Below are 21,753 nucleotides of genomic sequence, written 5' to 3'. Positions count from 1 at the left end.
GTGCGAGCGAAGCGAGCCTCGAAATCGCTCTACGACAGGCTGTTCGAGCACGTCCTGGTCAGGATGGACGCCGAGAAGGCGCACCACCTGACCTACGACGCCCTGCGGGCCGGCGGACCGGTGCTCACCCGGGCGCCGATCCCCGGCGTCGCGCCGGTGCGCGCGATGGGCTTGACCTTCCCCAACCGGCTCGGCCTCGCGCCCGGCTTCGACAAGAACGCCCAGGTCTACGACCGGATGGGAGCCTTCGGGTTCGGGCACGTCGAGATCGGCACGGTCACCGCGCTGGCACAGCCGGGCAACCCGAAGCCGCGGCTGTTCCGGCTGCCCGAGGACCGGGCGATCGTCAACCGGATGGGCTTCAACAACGACGGCGCCACCGCCGTGGCGGCCCGGCTGGCGAAGCGGCGGCGCAAGCCCGGCGGCCTCGTGCTCGGCGTCAACATCGGCAAGTCCAAGGTCGTCCCCGACGACGACCAGGCCGCCGTCGAGGCCGACTACGAGACCTCGACCCGGCTGCTCGCGCCGCACGCCGACTACCTCGTGGTCAACGTGAGCTCGCCCAACACGCCGGGCCTGCGCAACCTGCAGGCGGTCGAGAAGCTCGCGCCGCTGTTGGCCCACGTACGCCGTACCGCCGACGAGGTGACGTCCGCGCAGCTGCCGCTGCTGGTCAAGATCGCGCCGGACCTGTCCGACGAGGACGTGCTCGCCGTCGCCGACATGGCGCTCGACCTCGGCCTCGCCGGGATCATCGCGACCAACACGACGATCTCCCGTGAGGGCCTGCGCACGCCGTCGGCCAAGGTCGCCGAGATCGGTGCGGGTGGCCTCTCCGGTGCGCCGCTCACCGAACGATCGACCGAGGTGCTGCGGCTGCTGCGTGGCCGGGTCGGGCCCGACCTGACCCTGATCGGCGTCGGCGGGATCAGCACCCCGGAGCAGGCCCGGGAACGGGTGGCTGCGGGGGCGGACCTCGTGCAGGCCTACAGCGCCCTCATCTACGGTGGCCCGAGCTGGCCCCGCAGGATCCTCGAGGGCCTGTGAGAGAGGACGTGCGATGAGCTTCGGGGACTACCAGATCGAGCTGTACCTCGGTGCTCTCGGCGGGGTGCTCCCCGCGCACCCGTTCGACTACGCCGAGCTCGAGCGCGACGCCCTCGCCGCACTACCGCCCGAGCTGCGCACCTACGTCGCCGGCGGAGCCGGCGACGAGACGACCCAGCGTGCCAACGTGGCGGCCTTCGAGCGGTACGCCGTGGTGCCGCGGATGCTGCGGGCGCCGGCCGAGCGGGACCTGTCGGTCGAGCTGTTCGGCCGCACGCTCGCGAGCCCGCTGCTGCTCGCGCCCGTCGGCGTCGTCGGGATCTGCACGCCCGACCAGCACGGCGACGTGCACGCCGCCGAGGTGGCGGCGGCGACCGGCGTACCCCTCATCGGCTCCACACTGATGAGCGACCCGCTCGAGGACGTCGCGGCCGCGGCGGGCGAGGCCGGCAAGTGGTTCCAGCTCTACACGCCCAAGAACCGCGAGCTCGCGGCCAGCCTGGTGCAGCGCGCCGAGAAGGCCGGCTACGAGGCGATCGTGATCACCCTCGACACGTGGGTGCCCGGGTGGCGGCCGCGCGACCTCGCCAGCGGCAACTTCCCGCAGCTGCGGGGCAAGGCGCTGGCCAACTACACCTCCGACCCGGTCTTCTGCGAGATGACCGGCCCGGACCCCGACCCCGGCACGGTCGTGATGACCTGGGTCGGCACCTTCGGGCACCCGGTCACCTGGGAGGACCTGCCCTGGCTGCGGTCGCTGACCGACCTGCCGATCGTGCTCAAGGGCATCTGCCACCCCGACGACGCCCGGCGTGCGCTCGACGAGGGCGCCGACGGGATCTACTGCTCCAACCACGGCGGCCGGCAGGCCAACGGCGGGGGAGCGGCGCTCGACTGGCTGCCCGACGTCGTCACCGCCGTCGACGGCCGCGCGCCGGTCGTCTTCGACTCCGGGATCCGCACCGGCGCCGACGTGGTCAAGGCGCTCGCTCTCGGCGCCGACGCGGTCGCGATCGGCCGGCCCTACGTCTACGGCCTCGCGCTGGGCGGCGTACCCGGTGCCGTCCACCAGGTCCGGGCCCTGCAGGCCGAGACCGACCTGATCATGGCCGTCGACGGCTATCCGTCGCTGGCCGACCTGACCCCTGATGCCCTGAGGAGGCTCTCGTGACGTTCGGTGCCCGCCTGCACGCCGCGGTCGCGGACCGCGGTCCGTTCTGCGTCGGGATCGACCCGCACGCCGCGCTCCTGCACGCCTGGGGGTACGACGACGACGTCGCCGGGCTCGAGCGGTTCGCGCTCGGCGCGGTCGAGGCGGTCGCGCCCCACTGCAGCGTCGTCAAGCCGCAGTCCGCGTTCTACGAGCGCTTCGGCAGCCGCGGCGTCGCCGTCCTGGAGCGCGTCATCGCCGACTCGCGGGCCGCCGGGGCGTTGGTGCTGCTCGACATCAAGCGCGGTGACATCGGCTCCACGTCGCAGGCCTACGCCGACGCGTACCTCGACCCCGCCTCCCCGCTGGCCTCCGACGCGGTCACCGTGAGCCCGTTCCTCGGCTTCGGCTCGCTGCAGCCGTTCGTCGACACCGCGGTCAAGCACGACGCCGGCCTGTTCGTGCTCGCCGCGACCTCCAACAAGGAGGGCCCCGAGGTGCAGGAGGCCGTCACCGACGGCCGCAGCGTCTCCGGCACGATGCTCGACCACCTGCGCCGGCTCAACGCCGGCGCGACCCCGCTCGGCTCCTTCGGTGCCGTCGTCGGCGCCACCCTCGAGGACGACCGCGGCCTGGACCTGGCCTTCAACGGCCCGATCCTCGCCCCCGGGTACGGCGAGCAGGGCGGCACCACCGCCGACCTGCGCCGGATCTTCGGGGCGAGCGCGGGCCACGTGCTCGCGAGCTCCTCGCGCGGTGTGCTGCGGCTCGGTCCGGACGCGGCGGCCATGCGCGAGGCCGTGCTGCGCACCAACGACGAGCTGCGCGCCCTGCAGGCCTGAGCGTGCGCCGCAACCTGGTGTTCGCGGTCGCCCTGGCCGCCGTGCTCGTCGTGGGCTTCCTGCTGCTGCGCGGCGGCGGCGAGGACGACCCGTTCGCGTCGTACTGCGACGCGGTCACCGACCACCGCGAGGACGTCGGCGCCGCGCTCGGCGCCGGCCCGACCACCGGACTGCTGCGTGCGCTGCCCAGCTTCGAGGACCTCGCGGACAAGTCGCCGGAGGACATCCGGGCCGACTGGACGCTCGTCGTCGAGCGGATCACCGCGCTGAAGGACGCGCTCGACGCTGCCGGGGTCGACGCGGCGACGTACAGCTTCGACCAGCCGCCCGCCGACCTCCCGCCGGGCGACAAGAGGGCGATCGACGCGGCCGCGGCGCGTCTCGGTGCGCCCGAGACCGCCACCGCGCTGGCGCACGTCGAGCAGCAGGCACGCGACGTGTGCAAGACGCCGCTGAGCATGTAGGGGTGGCTGACCCCGCATTGCCCGCTGCGTCGGGCAATGGCTAGATTGACCAACGGCGGCTCCGCCCGCTTGCTGCCCCGTTGACCGAAGGACATCTCACCCGTGGCTCTGCCCCCGCTCACCCCCGAACAGCGCCAGGCTGCCCTCGAGAAGGCAGCCGCCGCCCGCCGGGAGCGGGCCGAGGTCAAGAACCGGCTCAAGAACTCCGGAGCCTCCATCCAGGACGTGCTCCAGCAGGGCCAGGTCAACGAGGTCATCGGCAAGATGAAGGTGCTCGACCTGCTGCAGTCCGTGCCCGGCCTCGGCAAGGTGCGCGCCCGCCAGGTCATGGAGCGACTCGGCATCGCCGAGTCGCGCCGGGTGCGCGGGCTCGGCGCCAAGCAGGTCGCCGCGCTCGAGCGCGAGTTCGCCCCCGAGGCATGAGGATCCTGTGACGGCGAAGCTCTTCGTCCTCGCCGGACCCACCGCGGTCGGCAAGGGCACGGTCGCTGCTGCGATGCGCGAGCAGCACCCCGAGATCTACCTGTCCGTCTCGGCCACCACGCGCGCGCCGCGACCCGGCGAGGTCGACGGCGTCCACTACCACTTCGTGTCGGCCGACGAGTTCGACCGGCTCGTCGCCACGGGTCAGATGCTGGAGTGGGCCGTGGTCCACGGCGTCAACCGCTACGGCACCCCGCGCGGTCCCGTCGACGAGGCGCTGGCCGCCGGTCGCCCCGCGCTGCTCGAGATCGACCTCCAGGGCGCCCGTCAGGTGCGGGAGTCCGCACCCGACGCCGTCTTCGTGTTCCTCAAGCCCCCGTCGTGGGAGGAGCTGGTCCGCCGGCTGGTCGGCCGCGGCACCGAGGACGAGGAGGAGCGGGAGCGCCGGCTGGCCACCGCGCGCGAGGAGCTCGCCGCCGAGGCGGAGTTCGACGTGACCATCGTCAACCGTGAAGTTCACGCTGCCGTCGAGGAGTTGGTAGCCTTGATGGTTGGTCCGCGCTGATCGCCCGGCCCGGCTTGTCTTCTGCCCGCCCATCATCTGTGAGGCTTCTCCACGTGTCTGCCCCGAACATCGCCGCCGAGGGTGTCACCAACCCTCCCATCGACGACCTGCTGTCCAAGACCGACAGCAAGTACAAGCTGGTGCTCTACAGCGCCAAGCGCGCGCGGCAGATCAACGCCTACTACTCGCAGCTCGGCGAGGGCCTGCTCGAGTACGTCGGCCCGCTCGTGGAGACCCACGTGCAGGAGAAGCCGCTCTCGATCGCGCTGCGCGAGATCAACGAGGACCTGCTGACCTGCGAGGACATCGACCCCGCCGAGCTCGCCGCCGAGCAGGCTGCCGCCGCGGCCGCCGCCGAGGCGCCGGTCTCCGACGCCGAGTGATCTGACGGTCCCCGTGTCCCGGCCCCGGGTGGTGCTCGGCGTCTCGGGCGGCATCGCCGCCTACAAGGCGTGTGAGCTGCTGCGCCGGTTCACCGAGTCCGGCCACGACGTGACCGTCGTACCGACCGCGGCGGCACTGGAGTTCGTCGGCGCGCCCACCTGGGCCGCGCTGTCGGGCAAGCCGGTGTCCGCCGAGGTCTGGGACGGCGTCCACGAGGTGCCTCACGTCCGGCTCGGGCAGACGGCGGACCTGGTCGTGGTCGCGCCGGCGACGGCCGACCTGCTGGCCAAGGCCGCCCACGGGCTGGCCGACGACCTGCTCACCAACACCCTGCTCACCGCACGGTGCCCGGTCGTGCTCGCCCCGGCGATGCACACCGAGATGTGGGAGCACCCGGCGACCACGGCCAACGTCGCCACCCTGCGCTCACGCGGCCTGCTCGTCATCGAGCCCGCCGAGGGCCGGCTCACCGGCGCCGACACCGGCAAGGGCCGGCTGCCGGAGCCCGCGGAGATCTTCGAGGTCGCCCGGGACGTGCTGGCCCGCTCGCAGGCCGGATCGTCGACCGCCGCGGCGGCCCTCGACCTGGCCGGGCGCCACGTCGTCGTGTCCGCCGGCGGCACCCGCGAGCGTCTCGACCCGGTGCGCTTCCTCGGCAACCGGTCCTCGGGCCGCCAGGGCTACGCCCTGGCTCGCGCCGCCGCCGCGCGGGGCGCCGAGGTCACCCTGGTCGCCGCCAACGTCGACCTGCCCGACCCCGCCGGCGTGAAGGTGGTCCGGGTCGAGTCGACCGCCGAGCTGCGCGACGCCGTCCTCACCGCGACCGCCGGCGCCGACGCGGTCGTGATGGCCGCCGCGCCCGCCGACTTCCGCCCGACCGTGCTGTCGGACGTGAAGATCAAGAAGGCAGACGACGGATCGGCTCCGTCGATCACGCTGCAGCAGAATCCCGACATCCTCAAGGAGATCTCGACCCACCGGGCCCGCCCGGAGGCCGTGATCGTCGGGTTCGCCGCCGAGACCGGCGACGCCACCGGCAGCGTGCTCGACCTGGCCCGCGCCAAGCTGGCCCGCAAGGGCTGCGACCTGCTCGTCGTCAACGACGTGAGCGGGGGAGCGGTCTTCGGGAGCACCGACAACGAAGCGGTGATCCTCGGGTCCGACGGCTCCGCGGTCGACGTACCGCACGGATCGAAGGCGGCGCTCGCCCACCAGATCTGGGACCAGGTCGTCTCGCGACTTTCCTGAGACTCCCCGGCATCACCTCAGCCGGTCCGTATCGTTGGACCACAGCCCATCAGCCCCCCAACCAGGAGTTCCCACCACCATGACCGGACGTCTGTTCACGTCGGAGTCGGTGACCGAGGGTCACCCGGACAAGATCGCCGACCAGATCAGCGACACCGTGCTCGACTACCTGCTCGAGCACGACCCGAAGAGCCGGGTCGCTGTCGAGACGCTGCTGACCACCGGCCTGGTCGTCGTCGCCGGCGAGGTGACCACCGAGGCGTACGCCCCGGTCGCCCAGCTGGTGCGCGAGAAGGTCCTCGAGATCGGCTACGACTCCTCCGACAAGGGCTTCGACGGCAACTCCTGCGGCGTCCAGGTCGCGATCGGCGCGCAGTCGCCCGACATCGCGCAGGGCGTCGACACCGCCGAGGACGTCCGCCTCGGCGGCTCGTCCGACGAGCTCGACCAGCAGGGCGCGGGCGACCAGGGGCTGATGTTCGGCTACGCCTGCGACGACACCCCCGAGCTCTTCCCGCTGCCGATCAAGATCGCGCAGACGCTGGCCGAGAAGCTCACCGAGGTCCGCAAGGACGGCACGCTGGCCTACCTGCGCCCCGACGGCAAGACCCAGGTCACCATCGAGTACGACGAGGACGACCGCGCGGTCCGCGTCGACACCGTCGTGCTGTCGACCCAGCACGCCGAGGACGTCAGCCAGGAGCAGATCGCCGCCGACATCAAGGCGAAGGTCATCGAGCCCGTACTCGAGCAGTTCAAGACCAGCGTCCCGTTCGACGGCTACAAGCTGCACATCAACCCCACCGGCAAGTTCGTCGTCGGTGGCCCGATGGGCGACGCCGGCCTGACCGGTCGCAAGATCATCGTCGACACCTACGGCGGCATGGCCCGCCACGGAGGCGGCGCGTTCTCCGGCAAGGACCCGTCCAAGGTCGACCGCTCGGCCGCCTACGCGATGCGCTGGGTCGCCAAGAACATCGTCGCCGCGGGCCTGGCCCGCCGTGCCGAGGTCCAGGTCGCCTACGCGATCGGTGTCGCCAAGCCCGTCGGCGTCTTCGTGGAGACCTTCGGCACCGGCGTCGTCCCGGACGAGAAGATCCAGGAGGCGGTCCTCGAGGTGTTCGACCTGCGTCCCGCCGCGATCCTGCGCGACCTCGACCTGCGCCGCCCGATCTACGCCAAGACGGCCGCCTACGGCCACTTCGGTCGCGAGCTGCCCGAGTTCACCTGGGAGCGGACCGACCGCGCCGAGGCCCTGAAGGCCGCCGCGGGCATCTGATCGCCGACCCGGCGCGAACTGTCCCGGGATTTCGGTCGACCCGGCAGAAAGTGTCCTCTCGCGAGGACTCCTTCTGCCGGGTCGGTCCGTTTTGCGAGCCACTTTCTGCCGGGTCGGCGTGTTTGGGGAGCCACTTCGTGCCGGGTCGGCGATGGGTCGGGGGCCGCTGGTAGAACTGCCGCCATGACCCCCACTCCCGACGAGCCGGCGCTGGAGCTGCCCGGCCTCGTCCGGGACCGGGCGGCCGAGGGGCGGGCCAAGGCGGCGGCGACGCGAGCGCGGAAGGTCGCCGAGGCCGAGATCGCCTCGGTCGACCCGGTCGCCCAGGTGGTGCTCGACCTGCCGCTGGCCCACCTCGACCGCACCTTCGACTACGCGGTGCCGGCCGCGATGGCCGACGGCGCGGTGGCCGGGAGCCGGGTCAAGGTGCGCTTCGGCGGCCAGGACGTCGACGGCTTCGTCGTCGCCCGGGCCGCCGCCTCCGAGCACGACGGCCGGCTGGCGCCGCTGCGGCGCCTGGTCAGCCCCGAGCCGGTGCTCAGCCCCGCGGTGGCGGCGCTGTGCGCGAAGGTCGCGGAGCGGTACGCCGGCGTCAGCGCCGACGTCCGCCGCCTCGCCGTCCCCCCACGGCACGCCACCACCGAGAAGGAGCCGACGGCGCCCTCACCGGCGCTGTCCTACGACGGTGCGGCCGCCGACCGCGCCTGGGCGGCGTACCCGGCGGCGGCTCCCTTCCTCGCCCACCTGCGCGAGGGCCACCCGCCGCGAGCCGTCTGGTCGGCCGGCCCGGGCGAGGACTGGCCGGTGCTGCTCGCGCACCTCGCCGGCGCCGCGCTGGCGGCCGGGCGCGGGAGCATCGTGTGCCTGCCCGACCACCGCGACGTCGCCCGCCTCGACGCCGCCCTCACCACGCTGCTCGGCGAAGGACACCACGTCGCCCTGCACGCCGACCCCGGCCCGGCCGCCCGCTACCGCGAGTTCCTCGCCGTGGCCCGCGGCCGGCGGCGGATCGTGGTCGGCACCCGCTCGGCAGCCTTCGCGCCGGTCCGCGACCTCGGCCTGGTCGTGGTGTGGGACGACGGCGACGACCTGCACGCGGAGCCGCGGGCGCCCTACCCCCACGTACGGGAGGTCCTGCTGCTCCGCGCCGAGCAGGAGCGCACCGCCGCCCTGGTCGGCGGCTTCTCCCGCACGGTCGAGGCCCAGCACCTGCTCCACACCGGCTGGGCGCGCGAGATCGCGCTCCCGCGCGCGACCCTCCGCGAGCGCGCCCTGATCGGCGTCAGCGGCGCCAGCGACGTCGCGCTGGACCGCGACCCCACGGCCGGTGCGGCCCGGGTGCCGAAGGAGGCCCACGACGCGCTGAGGTGGGGGCTGGAGCGCGGCCCGGTGCTGGTGCAGACGCCACGAGCGGGCTACGCGCTGCGGCTGGCCTGCGAGCGCTGTCGCACGCCGGCCCGCTGCAAGGCCTGCTCCGGACCGCTCGAGCTCACCGGCCCCACCACGCCACCTCGCTGTCGCTGGTGCGCCACCGAGGCGCCCGGCTGGTCCTGCCCGGAGTGCGGCGCGACCGGGCTGCGGGCACCGGTCGTGGGCGACGCCCGGACCGCCGACGAGCTCGGCCGCAGCTTCCCCAAGGTCGCCGTGGTGTCCTCGTCGGGTGACAAGATCCGCTCCAGGGTCGGGCCCGAGCCGCGGATCGTGGTCGCGACACCGGGCGCGGAGCCGGTCGCCGAGGGTGGGTACGCCGTCGTGGTGCTGCTCGACACCTGGTGGGCGCTGGGCCGCGACAGCCTGCGCGCGCCGGAGGAGGCCCTGCGGCGCTGGTCCAACGCGGTCGGCCTGGTCGGTCCGGGCGGTCGCGCGCTGGCGGTGGGGGACCCGGCGGTCCCCGCGCTCCAAGCGCTGGTGCGCTGGGACGCCGCTGGATTCGCCGTACGCGAGGCCGAGGAGCGGCGCGAGGCCCGGCTCCCTCCGGCGGCGCGGATCGCGACGGTCACCGGCCCACCGGGCGCCCTCGACGACCTGCGGGCCCTGCTCGAGCTGCCCGCGGCCGCCGAGGTGCTCGGCCCGGTCCCGACCCGCGACGCCGACGTGGAGCGGCTGGTGCTGCGGGTGCCGCGTGCCGACGGAGTCGCGCTGGCCCGGGCGCTGGGGGAGGCGCAGCGGCTGCGCTCGGCACGCAAGCTGGAGCCGGTGCGGATCCAGGTGGACCCGTGGGAACTCTGAGTCCGGGACGACCGACCACTAGGCTGACGCGGTGGCGATCCGACCCATCCGACTCTTCGGCGACCCCGTCCTGCGCAAGCCCGCGATCGAGGTCGTCCACTTCGACGCCGAGCTGCGCCAGCTGGTCACCGACCTGACCGACACCATGCTGGACGCCCCCGGTGCCGGCCTGGCCGCGCCCCAGATCGGCGTGGGCCTGCGGGTCTTCACCTGGTACGTCGACGGCGAGGTCGGGCACCTCGTCAACCCGAGCCTGCGGCTCTCCGACGAGACCCAGGACGGCCCCGAGGGCTGCCTGTCGCTGCCCGAGCTGACCTACGACTGCCTGCGCGCTCTGTCCGTGGTCGCGAGCGGCTTCAACATGCACGGCGACCCCGTCACCATCGAGGGCTCCGACCTGCTCGCGCGGGCGATCCAGCACGAGACCGACCACCTCGACGGGATCCTCTTCATCGACCGGCTCGACGAGGCCGGCCGCAAGGCCGCGATGCGCGAGATCCGCGAGTCCGAGTGGTTCGGCCTCGACAAGCCGACGGTCAAGGTCTCGCCGCACGCAACCGGAGGCTTCGGCCGATGAGGGTGGTCTTCGCCGGCACCCCCGAGGTCGCCGTCCCGGCCCTCGACGCGATCGCCGCCTCCGGTCACGAGCTGGTCGGCGTGGTCACCCGCCCCGATGCTCCCGCCGGTCGCGGCCGCAAGCTCACACCGAGCCCCGTGGCCCAGCGCGCCGAGGAGCTCGGCGTACCCGTCCTCAAGCCGGCGCACCCGCGTGACCCGGACTTCCAGGACGCCCTCAAGGCGCTGGAGCCCGACTGCTGCCCGGTGGTGGCGTACGGCGCCCTCATCCCGCGCGCCGCGCTCGACATCCCGGTCCACGGCTGGGTCAACCTGCACTTCTCGGTGCTGCCCGCCTGGCGCGGCGCGGCGCCGGTGCAGCACTCGATCTGGGGCGGCGACGAGTACACCGGCGCCACCACCTTCCGGATCGTCGAGGCGCTCGACGCCGGTCCGACCTTCGGCGTGATGACCGAGCGGATCCGGCCCACCGACACCGCCGGCGACCTGCTCGGCCGGCTCGCCGAGGGCGGCGCGAGCCTGCTCGTCGCGACCCTCGACGGCATCGCCGACGGCTCTCTCGAGGCCCGCGAGCAGCCGGCCGACGGGATCAGCCTGGCGCCCAAGATCAGCGTCGACGACGCCCGGGTGGACTGGACGGAGCCCGCGGTCGGCGTCGACCGGCGGATCCGCGCCTGCACGCCCGGCCCCGGCGCCTGGACCACCCTCGACGACGAGCGGGTCAAGCTCGGCCGGGTCGAGATCGTCACCGACGGTCCCTCGCTCGCGCCGGGTGCGATCCAGGTGGGCAAGAACGAGGTCCTCGTCGGTACGGCGAGCGACCCGGTCCGGCTCACCGAGGTCAAGGCGTTCGGCAAGAGGCAGATGGGCGCGGCCGACTGGGCCCGCGGCGTACGACTCCCGGAGACCGCGGCCTTTGAGTAGGCGACGGGCGGTCGACCCGGCCCGGCTGGCGGCCTTCGAGGTGCTGAAGGCGGTCCGGGTCGACGACGGCTACACCAACCTGCTGCTACCGGCTGCCCTCGCCCGCCACGGGCTGAGCGGCCGCGACGCCGCGTTCGCGACCGAGCTCGCGTCGGGGACGATCCGCCGGCAGGGCACCTACGACGCGGTCCTGGCCGCCTGCATCGACCGGCCGCTGCGCAAGGTCGAGGCCAAGGTGCTCGACGCGCTGCGCCTCGGTGCCCACCAGCTGCTCGCGATGCGGGTCCCCACCCACGCCGCGATCGACACGACCGTCACCCTGGTCCGCGACCAGGTCAACCAGGGCGCCGCGGGCTTCAGCAACGCGGTGCTCCGCAAGGTCGCCGCCCGCGACCTCGAGGGCTGGCTGGCCGACGTCGCACCTGACGATCCGGCTGTCGCGCACAGCCACCCTGCCTGGGTGGTCGACGAGCTGCGCCGCGCGCTCGGCGAGCGTGCCGACGAGCTGCCCGCTCTGCTGGCCGCCGACAACGACCCGCCCCGGGTGACGCTGGTGGCGCGACCGGGGCTGGCGACGCGCGAGGAGCTGCCCGGTACGCCGACCCCGTACTCGCCGTACGGCGTCGTGCTCGACGGCGGCGACCCGGCGGGGATCGCCGCGGTGGCCGAGGGCCGCGCGGGCGTGCAGGACGAGGGCTCCCAGCTGGTCGCGCTCGCCCTGGCGGCGGCACCGGTCGAGGGCCGTGACGAGCGCTGGGTCGACCTGTGCGCCGGCCCCGGCGGCAAGGCGTCCCTGCTGGCCGCGCTGGCCGCGGCGCAGGGCGCCGCGCTGACCGGTGTGGAGCTGCACCACCACCGCGCCCGGCTGGTCGCCCGGGCCGCGTCCTCCAGCGGCGGGCTCGCGGGCGTGGTCCAGGCCGACGCCACCCGCGCGCCCTTCGCCGACGCGGGCGCCGACCGGATCCTGCTCGACGCGCCCTGCACCGGTCTGGGCGCCCTACGCCGCCGGCCCGAGGCCCGCTGGCGGCGCCGACCCGCCGACGTGACCGAGCTGGCCGGACTGCAGCGGGCGCTGCTGGCCGAGGCGGTGCGGGTGCTGCGGCCCGGGGGAGCGCTGCTGTACGCGACCTGCTCGCCGGTGATCGCCGAGACGGCCGACGTCGTCACCGCCACCCTCGCGGACCACCCGGAGGCCCGGCTCGACGACGTGCGTGCGCACCTTCCGGTCGTACCGGACGCCGAGGGGCCGCTGCCCGGCACGGTGCAGCTCTGGCCGCACCGGCACGGCACCGACGCGATGTTCCTCGCGTTGCTGCGCAAGGCTTGAGTCGCGGAATGAACCGGGAAAGTTGACGGTTCAACCAGTCATGAAGAAGATCGGGTTCCTCTCGTTCGGCCACTGGACGCCGAGCCCGCACTCCCAGACCCGGACCGCCGCCGACACGCTGCTGCAGTCCATCGACCTCGCGGTCGCGGCGGAGGAGCTGGGGGCGGACGGCGCGTACTTCCGGGTGCACCACTTCGCCCGCCAGCTCGCCAGCCCGTTCCCGTTGCTCGCCGCGATCGGCGCCCGCACCAGCCGGATCGAGATCGGCACCGGTGTCATCGACATGCGCTACGAGAACCCGATGTACATGGTCGAGGACGCGAGTGCCGCCGACCTGATCTCGGGCGGGCGACTGCAGCTCGGCATCTCGCGCGGGTCACCGGAGCAGGTCGTCGACGGCTGGCGGTACTTCGGGTACGCGCCCGCCGAGGGCGAGACCGAGGCCGACATGGCGCGCCGGCACACCGAGGTGTTCCTGGAGGCGCTGAAGGGTGAGGGGTTCGCGCAGCCGAGTCCGCGCCCGATGTTCGCCAACCCGCCGGGCCTGCTGCGCATCGAGCCGCACTCCGAGGGCCTGCGCGAGCGGATCTGGTGGGGCGCCGCCTCCAACGGAACCGCCCGTTGGGCCGCCGAGCTCGGCATGAACCTGATGAGCTCCACACTCAAGGAGGACGAGAGCGGCCAGCCGTTCCACGTCCAGCAGGCCGACCAGATCCGCGTCTTCCGCGACGCCTGGGCCTCAGCCGGCCACGCCGGCACACCGCGGGTGTCGGTGAGCCGGTCGATCTTCCCGCTGGTGTCCGAGGAGGACCGGACGTACTTCGGCGGCCGCCCTGACGACGACCAGGTCGGCCAGATCGACAACATGCGCGCGATCTTCGGTCGCTCGTACGCAGCCGAGCCGGACCGTCTCGTCGAGCAGCTGCGCGAGGACGAGGCGATCGCCGAGGCCGACACACTCCTGTTGACCGTCCCCAACCAGCTCGGCGTCGACTACAACGCCCATGTGCTCGAGTCGATCCTCACGCACGTGGCGCCGGAGCTGGGCTGGCGCTGACCTGCGCCAGGAACTGGCGGATCGTGTCCCGGCTGCGGCTGAGGCAGGCGATCCGCTTCTCGAGGCCGACCAGCTCCTCGGCGAGGAGGGAGGCGACCTCGGCCGAGCAGGTCGGCTGCTCGAGGGCGCAGGCGGCCTCGGCCTCGAGCAGGACCTTGACGAGACGGGTGGGGACGCCGGCCTGGACCAGGCCGGCGACCCGCTCGATCCGCTCGACGTGGGCCTCGGAGTAGGTCCGGTAGCCGTTGGGGAGGCGGTCCGCGCTGAGCAGGCCCTGCTGCTCGTAGTAGCGGATCAGCCGGGTCGCGACCCCGGTTCGCTCGGCGAGCTCTCCGATCCTCATGTCTGCTGCCTCACATCCTCGTCGCCGGACCTTGACATTGACATCAGTGTGAAACTCTAGCGTCGAAGGCATGACGCTCACCAGCCCCAGCCCATCCACCCGCACGGACACCGGCACCGACCGCCTGCCATGGCCCGTCCTGCTCACCCTCGGCGGTGCCACCCTCGTCATGGTCACCGGCGAGATGCTGCCGACCGCGGTCCTCGGCCCGATGAGCCGGGGCCTCGCCGTCTCGGAGTCCGCCGCGGGGCTCCTGGTCAGCATCTGGGCCGCCGTCGTGGTCGTCGCCAGCATCCCGCTCGTCCGCCTCACCCGCGGCCTGCCCCGACAGCACGTGATCGCCGGCAGCCTGGTCGCATTCGCACTGGCGGCCGCAGCGACGGCCCTGGCGCCGTCGTACGCCGTCGTGCTGGTGGCCCGCACGCTCGGCGCCGCCGCCGTCGGGCTGCTGTGGTCGACGGTCAACGCGCACGTCGCCGACCTGGTGCCCGACCGGCTGCTCGGGCGGGCGACGTCCGTGGTCCTGGGTGGGGCGACCCTCGGCATGGTGCTCGGTACGCCGATCGGCCGGGTCATCGCCGACCTGGCCGGCTGGCGCGCCTCCTTCGTGGTGCTGGCCGGCGCGAGCCTGGTCGCGGCCGCGCTGGTGCTCCGGGTGGTCCCGGCCGCCGCAGCCGCCGGGACCACCCCGGAACCGGGCGAGCGTGGCGGGGCGCTGCGCCCCATGCTCGTCGTGACGGTGCTCGTCGCGCTGGCGCTGGTGGGTCACTACGGCGCGTACACCTTCGTCACCCGCCTCGCCGGCCCGCCGGCCGTCGCGCTGCTGGTGTTCGGCCTCGCCTCCGCCGTCGGCGTGGTGCTGGCAGGGCGGGTCGAGCGCACCGCGCTCGGCCTGGTCGTGGCCACCGTGCTCACCGCGGTCGCGGTGCTCGCGGTCGGCGCCGCGGGCAGTCTGCCTCTCGTCGCGCTGTGGGGCGTGGCGTCCGGCGCGCTGCCCCCGTTCGCGCAGACGCTGGTGCTGCGGTTGGCCGGCCCGGGACACCGGGCGCTAGCGGGCGCGCTGATCCCCGTGCTGTTCAACGGCGGGATCGCGGTCGGTGCGGCGCTGGCCTCCGGCGTCGTCGCGGCGTACGGCGTGGGTGCGCTCGGGCTGCCGGCCGCGGCCCTGGTCCTGGTGGCCGCGGCCGGGCTCGCCCGGGCCACTCGGTGAGCCTCAGTCCACCCAGGCCAGGCCCTCGCCGAGCGCGGTGATCTCGGCGTCGGTGGCGCCCTGGCCGCCCTGGACGCTGATGAAGATCCCGTCGTGCGCCTCGGTCGTGTAGACGCCGGGGTCGTCGCCCTTGTCGGGCGAGGAGAGCCACGCGTCCCGCTCGGCGGCGTCGCGGATGACGAGGCTCGCCACGCCACCGTCGGTGGAGGTGCAGGCGGCCTTGTCGTCGTTGAGGAACCACTCACAGGTCCAGCCGGCGGGGGTGGTGACCGGCGCCTGGTCGACCTTGCCGAGCATCCCGAGGGCGTCCGCGTCGGCCAGGGAGACGGCGACGGTGATGCCGGGCCAGTCCTCCAGCAGGGTGCCGAACCCGTCGGACCACCACGTGTCGATCCGGGCGGTGGGCCCGGAGACGACGGCGACGAAGCCCTCGCCGCCACCGGGCAGGGTGCTGGAGCCCAGCTCGTAGAGGCCGGCCGCATCGGTGCGGATGGTCGCGGTGAGGCCGCCGCCCAGGTCGAGCACCTGCCCGGCCCGCAGCCCGGCGGCGGGGGCGGAGGTCGGAGCCGTTGCGACCGAGCGGTCACGGGCCGCCGTACCGTCGCCGGTCACGATGTTCGCCGCCACCGAGACCGCGGCGACCGCGGCCACCCCGGCGACCGTGCCGGACACCGCGAGGCGACGCCGCCGGCGCAGCCGCCGGCCGGAGGCGAGGGAGGTCGTGGCGAGGTGCTCGAGGTCGGGGCGCTCGTCGCGCAGCCGCTCGCGTAGGGCAGGGCCGACGAGCGGATCGAGCGGATCGAGCGGATCGAGGTGGTCGAGGTCGGTCATGGATGGGTCCTCTCGGAGATCGGGTCGATCAGCGGGCGCAGCCGCAGCAGGGCGCGGCGGGCGCGGGTGCGCACCGCCGACTCGCTGATCCCGAGGTCGGCGGCGGTGTCGGCGACGCTGCGGTCCTCCCAGTAGCGGAGGACCACGACGGCGCGGTCGAGCGGGGCGAGGCCGGCCAGGGCGGCCAGCAGGTCGACCCGGAGCGCCGGATCGACCCCGGGCGCCGGTGGGCCGACATCGGCGTCGGTGAGGTCAGCGGGCCGCTCCCCGTTGCGGCGCAGCCGGCGGTGCGACAAGAAGGTGTTGAGCAGCATCGTGCGGGCGTAGGCGACCGGGCTCTCCGCGGTCCGCACCCGACCCCAGCGCACGAACACCTTGGCGTACGTCGCCTGGGTCAGGTCCTCGGCGAGGTGGTGGTCTCCGGTCAGCAGCATCGCCGCGTGGTGGAGCTGGGTGCCGGTCTCGCGCACGAAGGCGGAGAACTCCTCGGCCTGCCGGTCTGCCTTCACACCCACCTGACGCTCCGGACCCCGGGTCGCGTGACAGGTCAGTCCAGGACGTGGCGCAGGTAGCGCCGCGGGTCGTCGAGGTAGCGGCGCCAATGCTGGACCAGCTCCAGCTCCTCCCACGTCGTACGACGCACGCCCCACTCTCCGATCTCGAGGATGGTCGCGCCCGGCATCGCCGCCAGCACGGGGGAGTGCGTCGCGCACAGCACCTGCCCGCCCTCGCCCACCACCCGGTCGAGCACCGAGATCAGTCCGAGCGAGGAGGAGAACGACAGCGCGGCCTCGGGCTCGTCGAGGCAGTAGAACCCGGGGGAGTCGAAGCGGGTGCGCAGCACCTCGAGGAAGGACTCGCCGTGGCTCATCTCGTGGTAGCTCGAGTCCGGCTGCCTGGCCCACGGGTTCTGGTGCTGCTCGACGAAGGTGTACCAGCCGTGCATGGTCTCCGCGCGCAGGAAGAACCCCCACCGCGCGGCGCCCAGCCCGCGCTGGATCCGCAGCGCCCGGTGCAGCGGCGACTCCGACTCTCGTGTCGTGTGCCGGCCCTGGTTGGTGCCGCCCTCCGGCGAGAGCCCGAACGCCACGGCGACCGCCTCGACCAGCGTGGACTTCCCCGAGCCGTTCTCGCCGACCAGGAAGGTGACCCCCTTCGCCAGGTCGAGGCCCTCGCGCACGACCTGCGCCACGGCCGGGACGGTCATCGGCCACTCCTGCGGGTCGAGCCGGTCGTCGGCACTGACCCGGACCACGGGCGGCTGGTCGAAGTCCACGCGCCCAACGCTACGGCCATCTTGGCTAGGTTGACGGGATGCAGCCCTGGCAGCGTCGGACCACCCGGATCGCCTACGAGAACCCGTGGATCCGGGTCCGCGAGGACGAGGTGGTCCGCCCGGACGGCAGCGAGGGGATCTACGGGGTCGTCGAGCTGCGCCAGCCGGCCGTGTTCGTCGTACCGCTGACCGAGGACGACGAGGTCGTGCTCGTCGAGGTCGACCGCTACACGACGGGCGAGCGGGCCTCGCTCGAGCTGCCGGCCGGCGGTGCCGACGGGCAGGACCCGCTCGTCGCGGCCCAGCGCGAGCTGCGCGAGGAGACCGGCCTGGCGGCGGCGGAATGGCGGGAGATCGGACGGATGAACGCGCTCATCGGCGTCGCCCACGCGCCGGAGGTGGTCTATCTCGCCCGCGGCCTGACGTACGTCGGCGACGACGCCATGCTCGAGGACGGCATCCGCGCCGTGCACCGGGTGCCGCTGGCCGACCTGCTGGCCCGGGTCGGGCGCGGCGAGATCGTCGACGGCGAGAGCCTCGCCTGCCTGCTGCTCGCGCTGGTCGCGCTCGGCCGCGTCGGCTGACCGGTACCCTCAGCAGCCATGGCGTCCCCCGCGGTGGAGATCGAGGTCGAGAACCGAGTCGTGCGGGTGAGCAACCCGGACCGCGTCTACTTCCCGCAGATTGGCGCCACCAAGCTCGACCTCGTGGAGTACTACCTCGCCGTCGGCGACGGCATCGTCAACGCGCTGTGGGAGCGCCCGTGCATGCTGCACCGCTTCCCCAAGGGCCTCGACGGAGACAAGGTGCACCAGAAGCGGCTCCCCGCGGGTGCGCCCGCCTGGGTCGAGACCGTGCAGCTGTACTTCCCGCGCTGGAAGCGCACCGCCGACGAGCTGTGCGTGACCGAGCTGGCCTCCGTGATCTGGGCGGTGCAGATGTCGACCGTCGAGTTCCACCCGTGGAACAGCCGCCGCGGCGCGACCGAGATGCCCGACGAGTGGCGCATCGACCTCGATCCCGGCCCCGCGTCGTCGTACGACGACATCCGCAGGGTCGCCCACGTCGCCCACGAGGTGCTCGACGAGCTCGGCGCCGTCGGCTACCCCAAGACCAGCGGCAGCAAGGGCATCCACGTCTACGTGCGGATCGAGCCCGAGCACGACCACAAGGGTGTACGGCGGGCAGCGCTCGCCTTCGCCCGCGAGGTCGAGCGGCGCGCGCCCGAGCTGGTCACCACGACCTGGTGGAAGAAGGACCGCGACCCGGCGGCGGTGTTCGTCGACTACAACCAGAACGCCCGCGACCACACCATCGCCGCGGCGTACTCGGTGCGAGGCCTGCCCGACGCCCGGGTCTCCACCCCGATCCGTTGGGACGAGATCGACGACGCCGACCCGCGCGACTTCACGATCCGCACGGTGCCGGCGCGCTTCGCCGAGCTCGGCGACCTGCACCATGACATCGACGACCACGTCTTCGACATCGCGCCGTTGCTGGAGTGGGCCGAGCGGGACGAGGCGGAGCAGCCGGAGCAGCCGGAGCAGCCGGAGCAGCCCGAGGAACCGCCTATCCCGTGACGGTGAAGGTCCGGGTGGCCGTGGTGGTGTTGCCGGCGGCGTCGCGGACCGTCACCTCGAGCGTGTAGCTCGTGGTGTTGAAGTTCGGCTGACCGCCGTTGCCCTGGACCGCGAGCACGCTCGACCGCCACACCCCGGCGGACAGCGTGAGGGCGATCGGCGTGCCGCAGTTGGCGGCATCGAAGGACGACGATCCGCTGCCGCTCCAGCAGCGGCCGTTGGACTTGGTGAGCTTGATCGACACCCCGTCCACGCCGACGCCGTCGGTCGCGGTCACGCAGATGCGGGCATTCGGCGACGACGGCTGGCAGGCGATCGAGGTCCATACGCCGGACTCGTTGCCCGGGTCGATCGAGGTGATCGTGGGGGCGGTGGTGTCGGCCGGTGCGCTGATCGTGAACGTCACCGACGCCGTGGTGGCGGGCGCCCACGTGGCGTTGCCGGCCTGGTTCGCCTCGACCGTGCAGCTCCCGGCGGACACGAAGGTGATGGTGTGGCCGTTCGCGCCGGTGGCGGTGCACCGCGCGGGGTCGGTAGTCGAGAAGACGACCGGGTTGCCGGAGCCGCCGCCGGTGGCCGTGACGGTGTAGCTTCCGCCGACGGCCGGGGACGAGGGTGAGGTGAGTCCGGTGATGGTCTGTGCCCTGCGGGTGACGCCGATCGACTGGGTCACCTGCGCTGCGGCGAGGTGGTCGGCGTCGCCGGCCTGGTCCGCGGTGATCGTGCAGGTGCCCTGCGCGGTGAAGGTCACTGTCGCTGCGCCCGGTCCGGTGCCGGCGACCGAGCAGGCCGCCGGGGTCGTGGTGGCCAGGACGACGGCGTTCCCGGAGGCGCCGCCGGTGGCCGTCACGGCGTAGGTGTCGCCGACCTTCGCGTCCGTCGGCGGGGTCGAGGTGAAGGTGATCGCCTGGGCGGCGGGGGAGACGGCGAAGGACTGCTGCACCTGCGGGGCCGCGGCGTGGTCGGCGTCGCCCGCCTGGTTGGCGTCGATCGTGCACGTGCCCGCCCGCAGGTACGACACGACGCCGGCCGCGATCGAGCAGTTCGCGGAGGTGGACGCGTCGATGCTCAGCACGACCGGGTTGCCGGAGGCCCCGCCCGTGGCGGTGGGCTGGTAGCCGCTGTCGCCCACGGTGGCGCCGCCCGGGGCGGTGCTGGTGAAGGTGATCACCTGCGAAGCCCTGGCGACCTGGAAGGTCTGCTCGACCTGCGGTGCGGCCGCGTAGTACGCCGTACCGGCCTGGTCGGCGGTGATCGTGCAGGTACCGGCGCCGACGAAGGTGATGGTGGCGCCGTACGTGCCGCTGCTCGTGCACACCGCCGGCGTCGCGCTGGAGAAGAGGACCGGGTTGCCGGAGTCGCCGCCCTCGGCGCTCACGGCGTAGGCCGGGCCGGCGTACACCGGATCGGTCGGCTCGGAGGTGAACGTGATCGCCTGCGTGACCTGGTCGACGCTCACGGCGTCGCTGGGCGCGGAGGCGGCGGTCCAGGTCCGCAGCACCGCGGTCACGACGTAGGTCGAGGTGCCGAGCGGCACCTCCTCGTCGGTGCAGCCGGTGCCGGCCGTGGTGCTGGTCGCCGTCGTGCCGCAGGCGTCGACCGCGGGCCCGCTCGCGGGCACCCGCTGCACGCGGTAGCCGGCGGGCGCGACGCCGCCTGCCGGAGCGGTCCAGGCGATGTCGACGTCGCCGGTGCCCGGCTGGGTGGTGGCGGTGACGCCGGTGGGTGCGTGCAGGTCGCCGGTGGTGAGGGAGCCGGTGCCCGCGCCGTCGGAGCCGAAGTACGCCGCGGCGACGCCACCGAGGGAGCTGCCGACGGCGAGGACGAGAAGGGCCGCGAGGCCGGGGCGGACGCTTCGGCGCGCGGAGGTCGCGACCCGGCCGGGTCCGCGGTGTCGGTGGCTGCTCATCGCGTCAGGCCCCGTTCCCGGCGCCGGTGTACGCGAGCTGCACCGTCGCGCCCTTACACACGTCCTGGTTGGTCGGGAGGTCGAGCATCCGCACCTTCGGCCACTGCCCCCGAGGCACCCCGAGCTGCGAGAGCGTGCGGGTCCCGTGCGCCGGCACCGTGAGCGGGAACGGACCTGTGTAGTCGTCGACCGCGTAGTTGTCGACACCGCATCCGGTGACGGACGTCGAGGTGATGCTGACGCCCAGGCCGGTGACCGTCATCGGTGCGTCGAACGGGTTGGTGAGCGCGAGGTCGATCGCGGCGGGCTCGCTGCCCGGTGCGAGGGTCCGGTCGGGCGTGCCGCCGACCGGGAAGTCGTCGTACGTCTGCGGCAGCACGACGAGGTACGCCGACGCGGTGGCCGAGGCCAACAGCGACTTGCCCTTCACGGTGATCAGGTAGGCCCCGGGCACGACGTTGGTGGCGGTGCTCACCTTGATGGTGGCCGTGTTGCCCAGCACCGACAGCGACGGGCTGACCGTCGCGGTCGCGAACTGCGGGACGCCGGTGAGGCTCAGCCCGATCGGGCCGGCGAGCAGGCCGCGGTTGATGGAGAGCGTGTACGTCGCCGACGCGCCGTCCACGACGGTGGCCGACGGCGGTGACAGGGTCATCGTGAACCCGGTCGGCAGGCTGACGACGAGGGTGACCGTGACGCTGGCCGTGTGCGTGCCGCTGGTGGCGACGATGGTGAGTGCGTAGCTCCCGGCGGGCGTCGCGGCGGTGGTGGTGATGGCGATGACTGCGGGAACCCCGAGGAGTACGGGGTTCGGCAGGATCGCGACGCTCGCCCCGACGGGCGCGCCGGTCACGCTCAGCTGCACGGGCCCGAGGAGCGAGCCCTGCTGGCTGACCGTGACGGCGACGACAGCCTGCGCGCCGACCGAGACGCCCACGGCCGTCTGGTCGGCCCGCACCGTGAGTCCCACACCCACGGTGGTCGCGGTCGGGGTGACGGCGCTGGATCCGAACGACGCGGCCAGGAGGCCGGCAAGCAGCAGCACGACCAGACGGATGCGTCCGGGGGACCTGCTCATCGACTCACCTT

At 73.6% G+C, this 21,753-nt stretch carries 23 protein-coding genes; 17 read left to right on the top strand and 6 right to left on the bottom strand.

Annotation, left to right across the window (positions count from 1 at the left end):
* The 14 genes from FBY23_RS15890 to FBY23_RS15825 all read left to right on the top strand — a co-directional run bounded on the left by FBY23_RS15890 (window position 1) and on the right by FBY23_RS15825 (window position 13,515).
* Window positions 1-1,047, top strand: a complete 1,047-nt coding sequence (locus FBY23_RS15890) for a quinone-dependent dihydroorotate dehydrogenase (RefSeq protein ID WP_260806013.1) — start codon at window positions 1-3, stop codon at window positions 1,045-1,047.
* 13 nt (window positions 1,048-1,060) lie between these two features.
* Window positions 1,061-2,218 carry an alpha-hydroxy-acid oxidizing protein gene (locus FBY23_RS15885; protein ID WP_141799031.1) on the top strand — a complete coding sequence of 386 codons (1,158 nt, stop codon included), beginning with the start codon at window positions 1,061-1,063 and terminating at the stop codon, window positions 2,216-2,218.
* On the top strand, window positions 2,215-3,039 hold the full coding sequence (gene pyrF / locus FBY23_RS15880) for an orotidine-5'-phosphate decarboxylase (protein WP_141799030.1): 825 nt from the start codon (window positions 2,215-2,217) through the stop codon (window positions 3,037-3,039). The genes FBY23_RS15885 and pyrF overlap by 4 nt, the downstream gene beginning before the upstream one ends.
* Window positions 3,040-3,041: 2 nt before the next feature.
* On the top strand, window positions 3,042-3,503 hold the full coding sequence (locus FBY23_RS15875; protein WP_141799029.1) for a hypothetical protein: 462 nt from the start codon (window positions 3,042-3,044) through the stop codon (window positions 3,501-3,503).
* Between the two features lie 102 nt (window positions 3,504-3,605).
* Window positions 3,606-3,926 (top strand): integration host factor, actinobacterial type, encoded by a 321-nt coding sequence (gene mihF / locus FBY23_RS15870; RefSeq protein WP_141799028.1) that lies wholly within the window; start codon window positions 3,606-3,608, stop codon window positions 3,924-3,926.
* 7 nt (window positions 3,927-3,933) lie between these two features.
* Window positions 3,934-4,491: a guanylate kinase gene (gene gmk, locus FBY23_RS15865; RefSeq protein WP_141799027.1), complete on the top strand. Its 558-nt coding sequence runs from the start codon at window positions 3,934-3,936 to the stop codon at window positions 4,489-4,491.
* A gap of 53 nt (window positions 4,492-4,544) precedes the next feature.
* Window positions 4,545-4,874: a DNA-directed RNA polymerase subunit omega gene (gene rpoZ / locus FBY23_RS15860; RefSeq protein ID WP_141799026.1), complete on the top strand. Its 330-nt coding sequence runs from the start codon at window positions 4,545-4,547 to the stop codon at window positions 4,872-4,874.
* Window positions 4,875-4,887: 13 nt separating this feature from the next.
* Entirely contained in the window at window positions 4,888-6,123 is a 1,236-nt protein-coding gene (coaBC, locus tag FBY23_RS15855; protein WP_141799025.1) for a bifunctional phosphopantothenoylcysteine decarboxylase/phosphopantothenate--cysteine ligase CoaBC, read from the top strand.
* A 79-nt stretch (window positions 6,124-6,202) separates the two neighbouring features.
* Window positions 6,203-7,402, top strand: coding sequence for a methionine adenosyltransferase (gene metK / locus FBY23_RS15850; protein ID WP_141799024.1), 1,200 nt, complete (start codon window positions 6,203-6,205; stop codon window positions 7,400-7,402).
* A 183-nt stretch (window positions 7,403-7,585) separates the two neighbouring features.
* Window positions 7,586-9,631, top strand: coding sequence for a primosomal protein N' (locus tag FBY23_RS15845; protein ID WP_141799023.1), 2,046 nt, complete (start codon window positions 7,586-7,588; stop codon window positions 9,629-9,631).
* A 31-nt stretch (window positions 9,632-9,662) separates the two neighbouring features.
* Complete coding sequence (gene def / locus FBY23_RS15840) at window positions 9,663-10,208, top strand: peptide deformylase (RefSeq protein ID WP_141799022.1); 546 nt, start codon at window positions 9,663-9,665, stop codon at window positions 10,206-10,208.
* Window positions 10,205-11,131 (top strand): methionyl-tRNA formyltransferase, encoded by a 927-nt coding sequence (fmt, locus tag FBY23_RS15835; protein WP_141799021.1) that lies wholly within the window; start codon window positions 10,205-10,207, stop codon window positions 11,129-11,131. Before def ends, fmt begins: the two co-directional genes overlap by 4 nt.
* Complete coding sequence (locus FBY23_RS15830; RefSeq protein WP_141799020.1) at window positions 11,124-12,458, top strand: RsmB/NOP family class I SAM-dependent RNA methyltransferase; 1,335 nt, start codon at window positions 11,124-11,126, stop codon at window positions 12,456-12,458. Before fmt ends, FBY23_RS15830 begins: the two co-directional genes overlap by 8 nt.
* A 40-nt stretch (window positions 12,459-12,498) precedes the next feature.
* Window positions 12,499-13,515 (top strand): LLM class flavin-dependent oxidoreductase, encoded by a 1,017-nt coding sequence (locus FBY23_RS15825; protein ID WP_141799019.1) that lies wholly within the window; start codon window positions 12,499-12,501, stop codon window positions 13,513-13,515.
* On the opposite strand, the gene FBY23_RS15820 is transcribed toward FBY23_RS15825, so the two are convergent.
* The gene (locus FBY23_RS15820; RefSeq protein WP_141799018.1) at window positions 13,481-13,858 is read right to left on the bottom strand and encodes a MerR family transcriptional regulator; all 378 of its coding nucleotides are present in this window, start codon (window positions 13,856-13,858) and stop codon (window positions 13,481-13,483) included. The genes FBY23_RS15825 and FBY23_RS15820 overlap by 35 nt on opposite strands.
* A gap of 70 nt (window positions 13,859-13,928) precedes the next feature.
* On the opposite strand from FBY23_RS15820, the gene FBY23_RS15815 reads away from it, so the two are divergent.
* Window positions 13,929-15,068, top strand: a complete 1,140-nt coding sequence (locus tag FBY23_RS15815; protein ID WP_141799017.1) for an MFS transporter — start codon at window positions 13,929-13,931, stop codon at window positions 15,066-15,068.
* A 3-nt stretch (window positions 15,069-15,071) separates the two neighbouring features.
* Here the strand turns inward: FBY23_RS15815 and FBY23_RS15810 are convergent, their stop codons facing one another.
* The 3 genes from FBY23_RS15810 to FBY23_RS15800 are packed head-to-tail and all read right to left on the bottom strand — an operon-like array spanning window position 15,072 to window position 17,175.
* Window positions 15,072-15,899, bottom strand: coding sequence for a hypothetical protein (locus FBY23_RS15810; protein WP_141799016.1), 828 nt, complete (start codon window positions 15,897-15,899; stop codon window positions 15,072-15,074).
* On the bottom strand, window positions 15,896-16,414 hold the full coding sequence (locus tag FBY23_RS15805) for a SigE family RNA polymerase sigma factor (protein WP_260806012.1): 519 nt from the start codon (window positions 16,412-16,414) through the stop codon (window positions 15,896-15,898). Before FBY23_RS15805 ends, FBY23_RS15810 begins: the two co-directional genes overlap by 4 nt.
* A gap of 32 nt (window positions 16,415-16,446) precedes the next feature.
* Entirely contained in the window at window positions 16,447-17,175 is a 729-nt protein-coding gene (locus FBY23_RS15800) for an AAA family ATPase (RefSeq protein WP_260806011.1), read from the bottom strand.
* 38 nt (window positions 17,176-17,213) lie between these two features.
* On the opposite strand from FBY23_RS15800, the gene FBY23_RS15795 reads away from it, so the two are divergent.
* Both FBY23_RS15795 and ligD read left to right on the top strand, forming a co-directional pair.
* Window positions 17,214-17,759: an NUDIX domain-containing protein gene (locus FBY23_RS15795; RefSeq protein ID WP_141799015.1), complete on the top strand. Its 546-nt coding sequence runs from the start codon at window positions 17,214-17,216 to the stop codon at window positions 17,757-17,759.
* Window positions 17,760-17,777: 18 nt separating this feature from the next.
* Window positions 17,778-18,755 carry a non-homologous end-joining DNA ligase gene (ligD, locus tag FBY23_RS15790; protein ID WP_141799014.1) on the top strand — a complete coding sequence of 326 codons (978 nt, stop codon included), beginning with the start codon at window positions 17,778-17,780 and terminating at the stop codon, window positions 18,753-18,755.
* On the opposite strand, the gene FBY23_RS15785 is transcribed toward ligD, so the two are convergent.
* Window positions 18,745-20,664: a hypothetical protein gene (locus FBY23_RS15785; protein ID WP_141799013.1), complete on the bottom strand. Its 1,920-nt coding sequence runs from the start codon at window positions 20,662-20,664 to the stop codon at window positions 18,745-18,747. The two genes, ligD and FBY23_RS15785, sit on opposite strands and share 11 nt — an antisense overlap.
* Window positions 20,665-20,668: 4 nt before the next feature.
* Window positions 20,669-21,742 carry a hypothetical protein gene (locus FBY23_RS15780; protein ID WP_141799012.1) on the bottom strand — a complete coding sequence of 358 codons (1,074 nt, stop codon included), beginning with the start codon at window positions 21,740-21,742 and terminating at the stop codon, window positions 20,669-20,671.
* Window positions 21,743-21,753: the final 11 nt, after the last annotated feature.

Source organism: Nocardioides sp. SLBN-35 (assembly GCF_006715725.1).
In the GTDB taxonomy this organism is placed as follows: Bacteria; Actinomycetota; Actinomycetes; order Propionibacteriales; family Nocardioidaceae; genus Nocardioides.
Note: the sequence above shows the minus strand (reverse complement) of the source record. Positions and strands in the feature narration are given on the sequence as shown.

Excerpts from the sequence above, each read along its gene's own strand:
- FBY23_RS15825 (WP_141799019.1), top strand. The coding sequence starts at position 12,499 with ATGAAGAAGATCGGGTTCCTCTCGTTCGGCCACTGGACGCCGAGCCCG.
- metK (WP_141799024.1), top strand. The coding sequence starts at position 6,203 with ATGACCGGACGTCTGTTCACGTCGGAGTCGGTGACCGAGGGTCACCCG.
- FBY23_RS15785 (WP_141799013.1), bottom strand. The coding sequence starts at position 20,664 with ATGAGCAGCCACCGACACCGCGGACCCGGCCGGGTCGCGACCTCCGCG.
- FBY23_RS15795 (WP_141799015.1), top strand. The coding sequence starts at position 17,214 with ATGCAGCCCTGGCAGCGTCGGACCACCCGGATCGCCTACGAGAACCCG.
- FBY23_RS15885 (WP_141799031.1), top strand. The coding sequence starts at position 1,061 with ATGAGCTTCGGGGACTACCAGATCGAGCTGTACCTCGGTGCTCTCGGC.
- FBY23_RS15810 (WP_141799016.1), bottom strand. The coding sequence starts at position 15,899 with ATGACCGACCTCGACCACCTCGATCCGCTCGATCCGCTCGATCCGCTC.
- fmt (WP_141799021.1), top strand. The coding sequence starts at position 10,205 with ATGAGGGTGGTCTTCGCCGGCACCCCCGAGGTCGCCGTCCCGGCCCTC.
- FBY23_RS15820 (WP_141799018.1), bottom strand. The coding sequence starts at position 13,858 with ATGAGGATCGGAGAGCTCGCCGAGCGAACCGGGGTCGCGACCCGGCTG.
- FBY23_RS15780 (WP_141799012.1), bottom strand. The coding sequence starts at position 21,742 with ATGAGCAGGTCCCCCGGACGCATCCGTCTGGTCGTGCTGCTGCTTGCC.
- FBY23_RS15815 (WP_141799017.1), top strand. The coding sequence starts at position 13,929 with ATGACGCTCACCAGCCCCAGCCCATCCACCCGCACGGACACCGGCACC.
- FBY23_RS15845 (WP_141799023.1), top strand. The coding sequence starts at position 7,586 with ATGACCCCCACTCCCGACGAGCCGGCGCTGGAGCTGCCCGGCCTCGTC.
- ligD (WP_141799014.1), top strand. The coding sequence starts at position 17,778 with ATGGCGTCCCCCGCGGTGGAGATCGAGGTCGAGAACCGAGTCGTGCGG.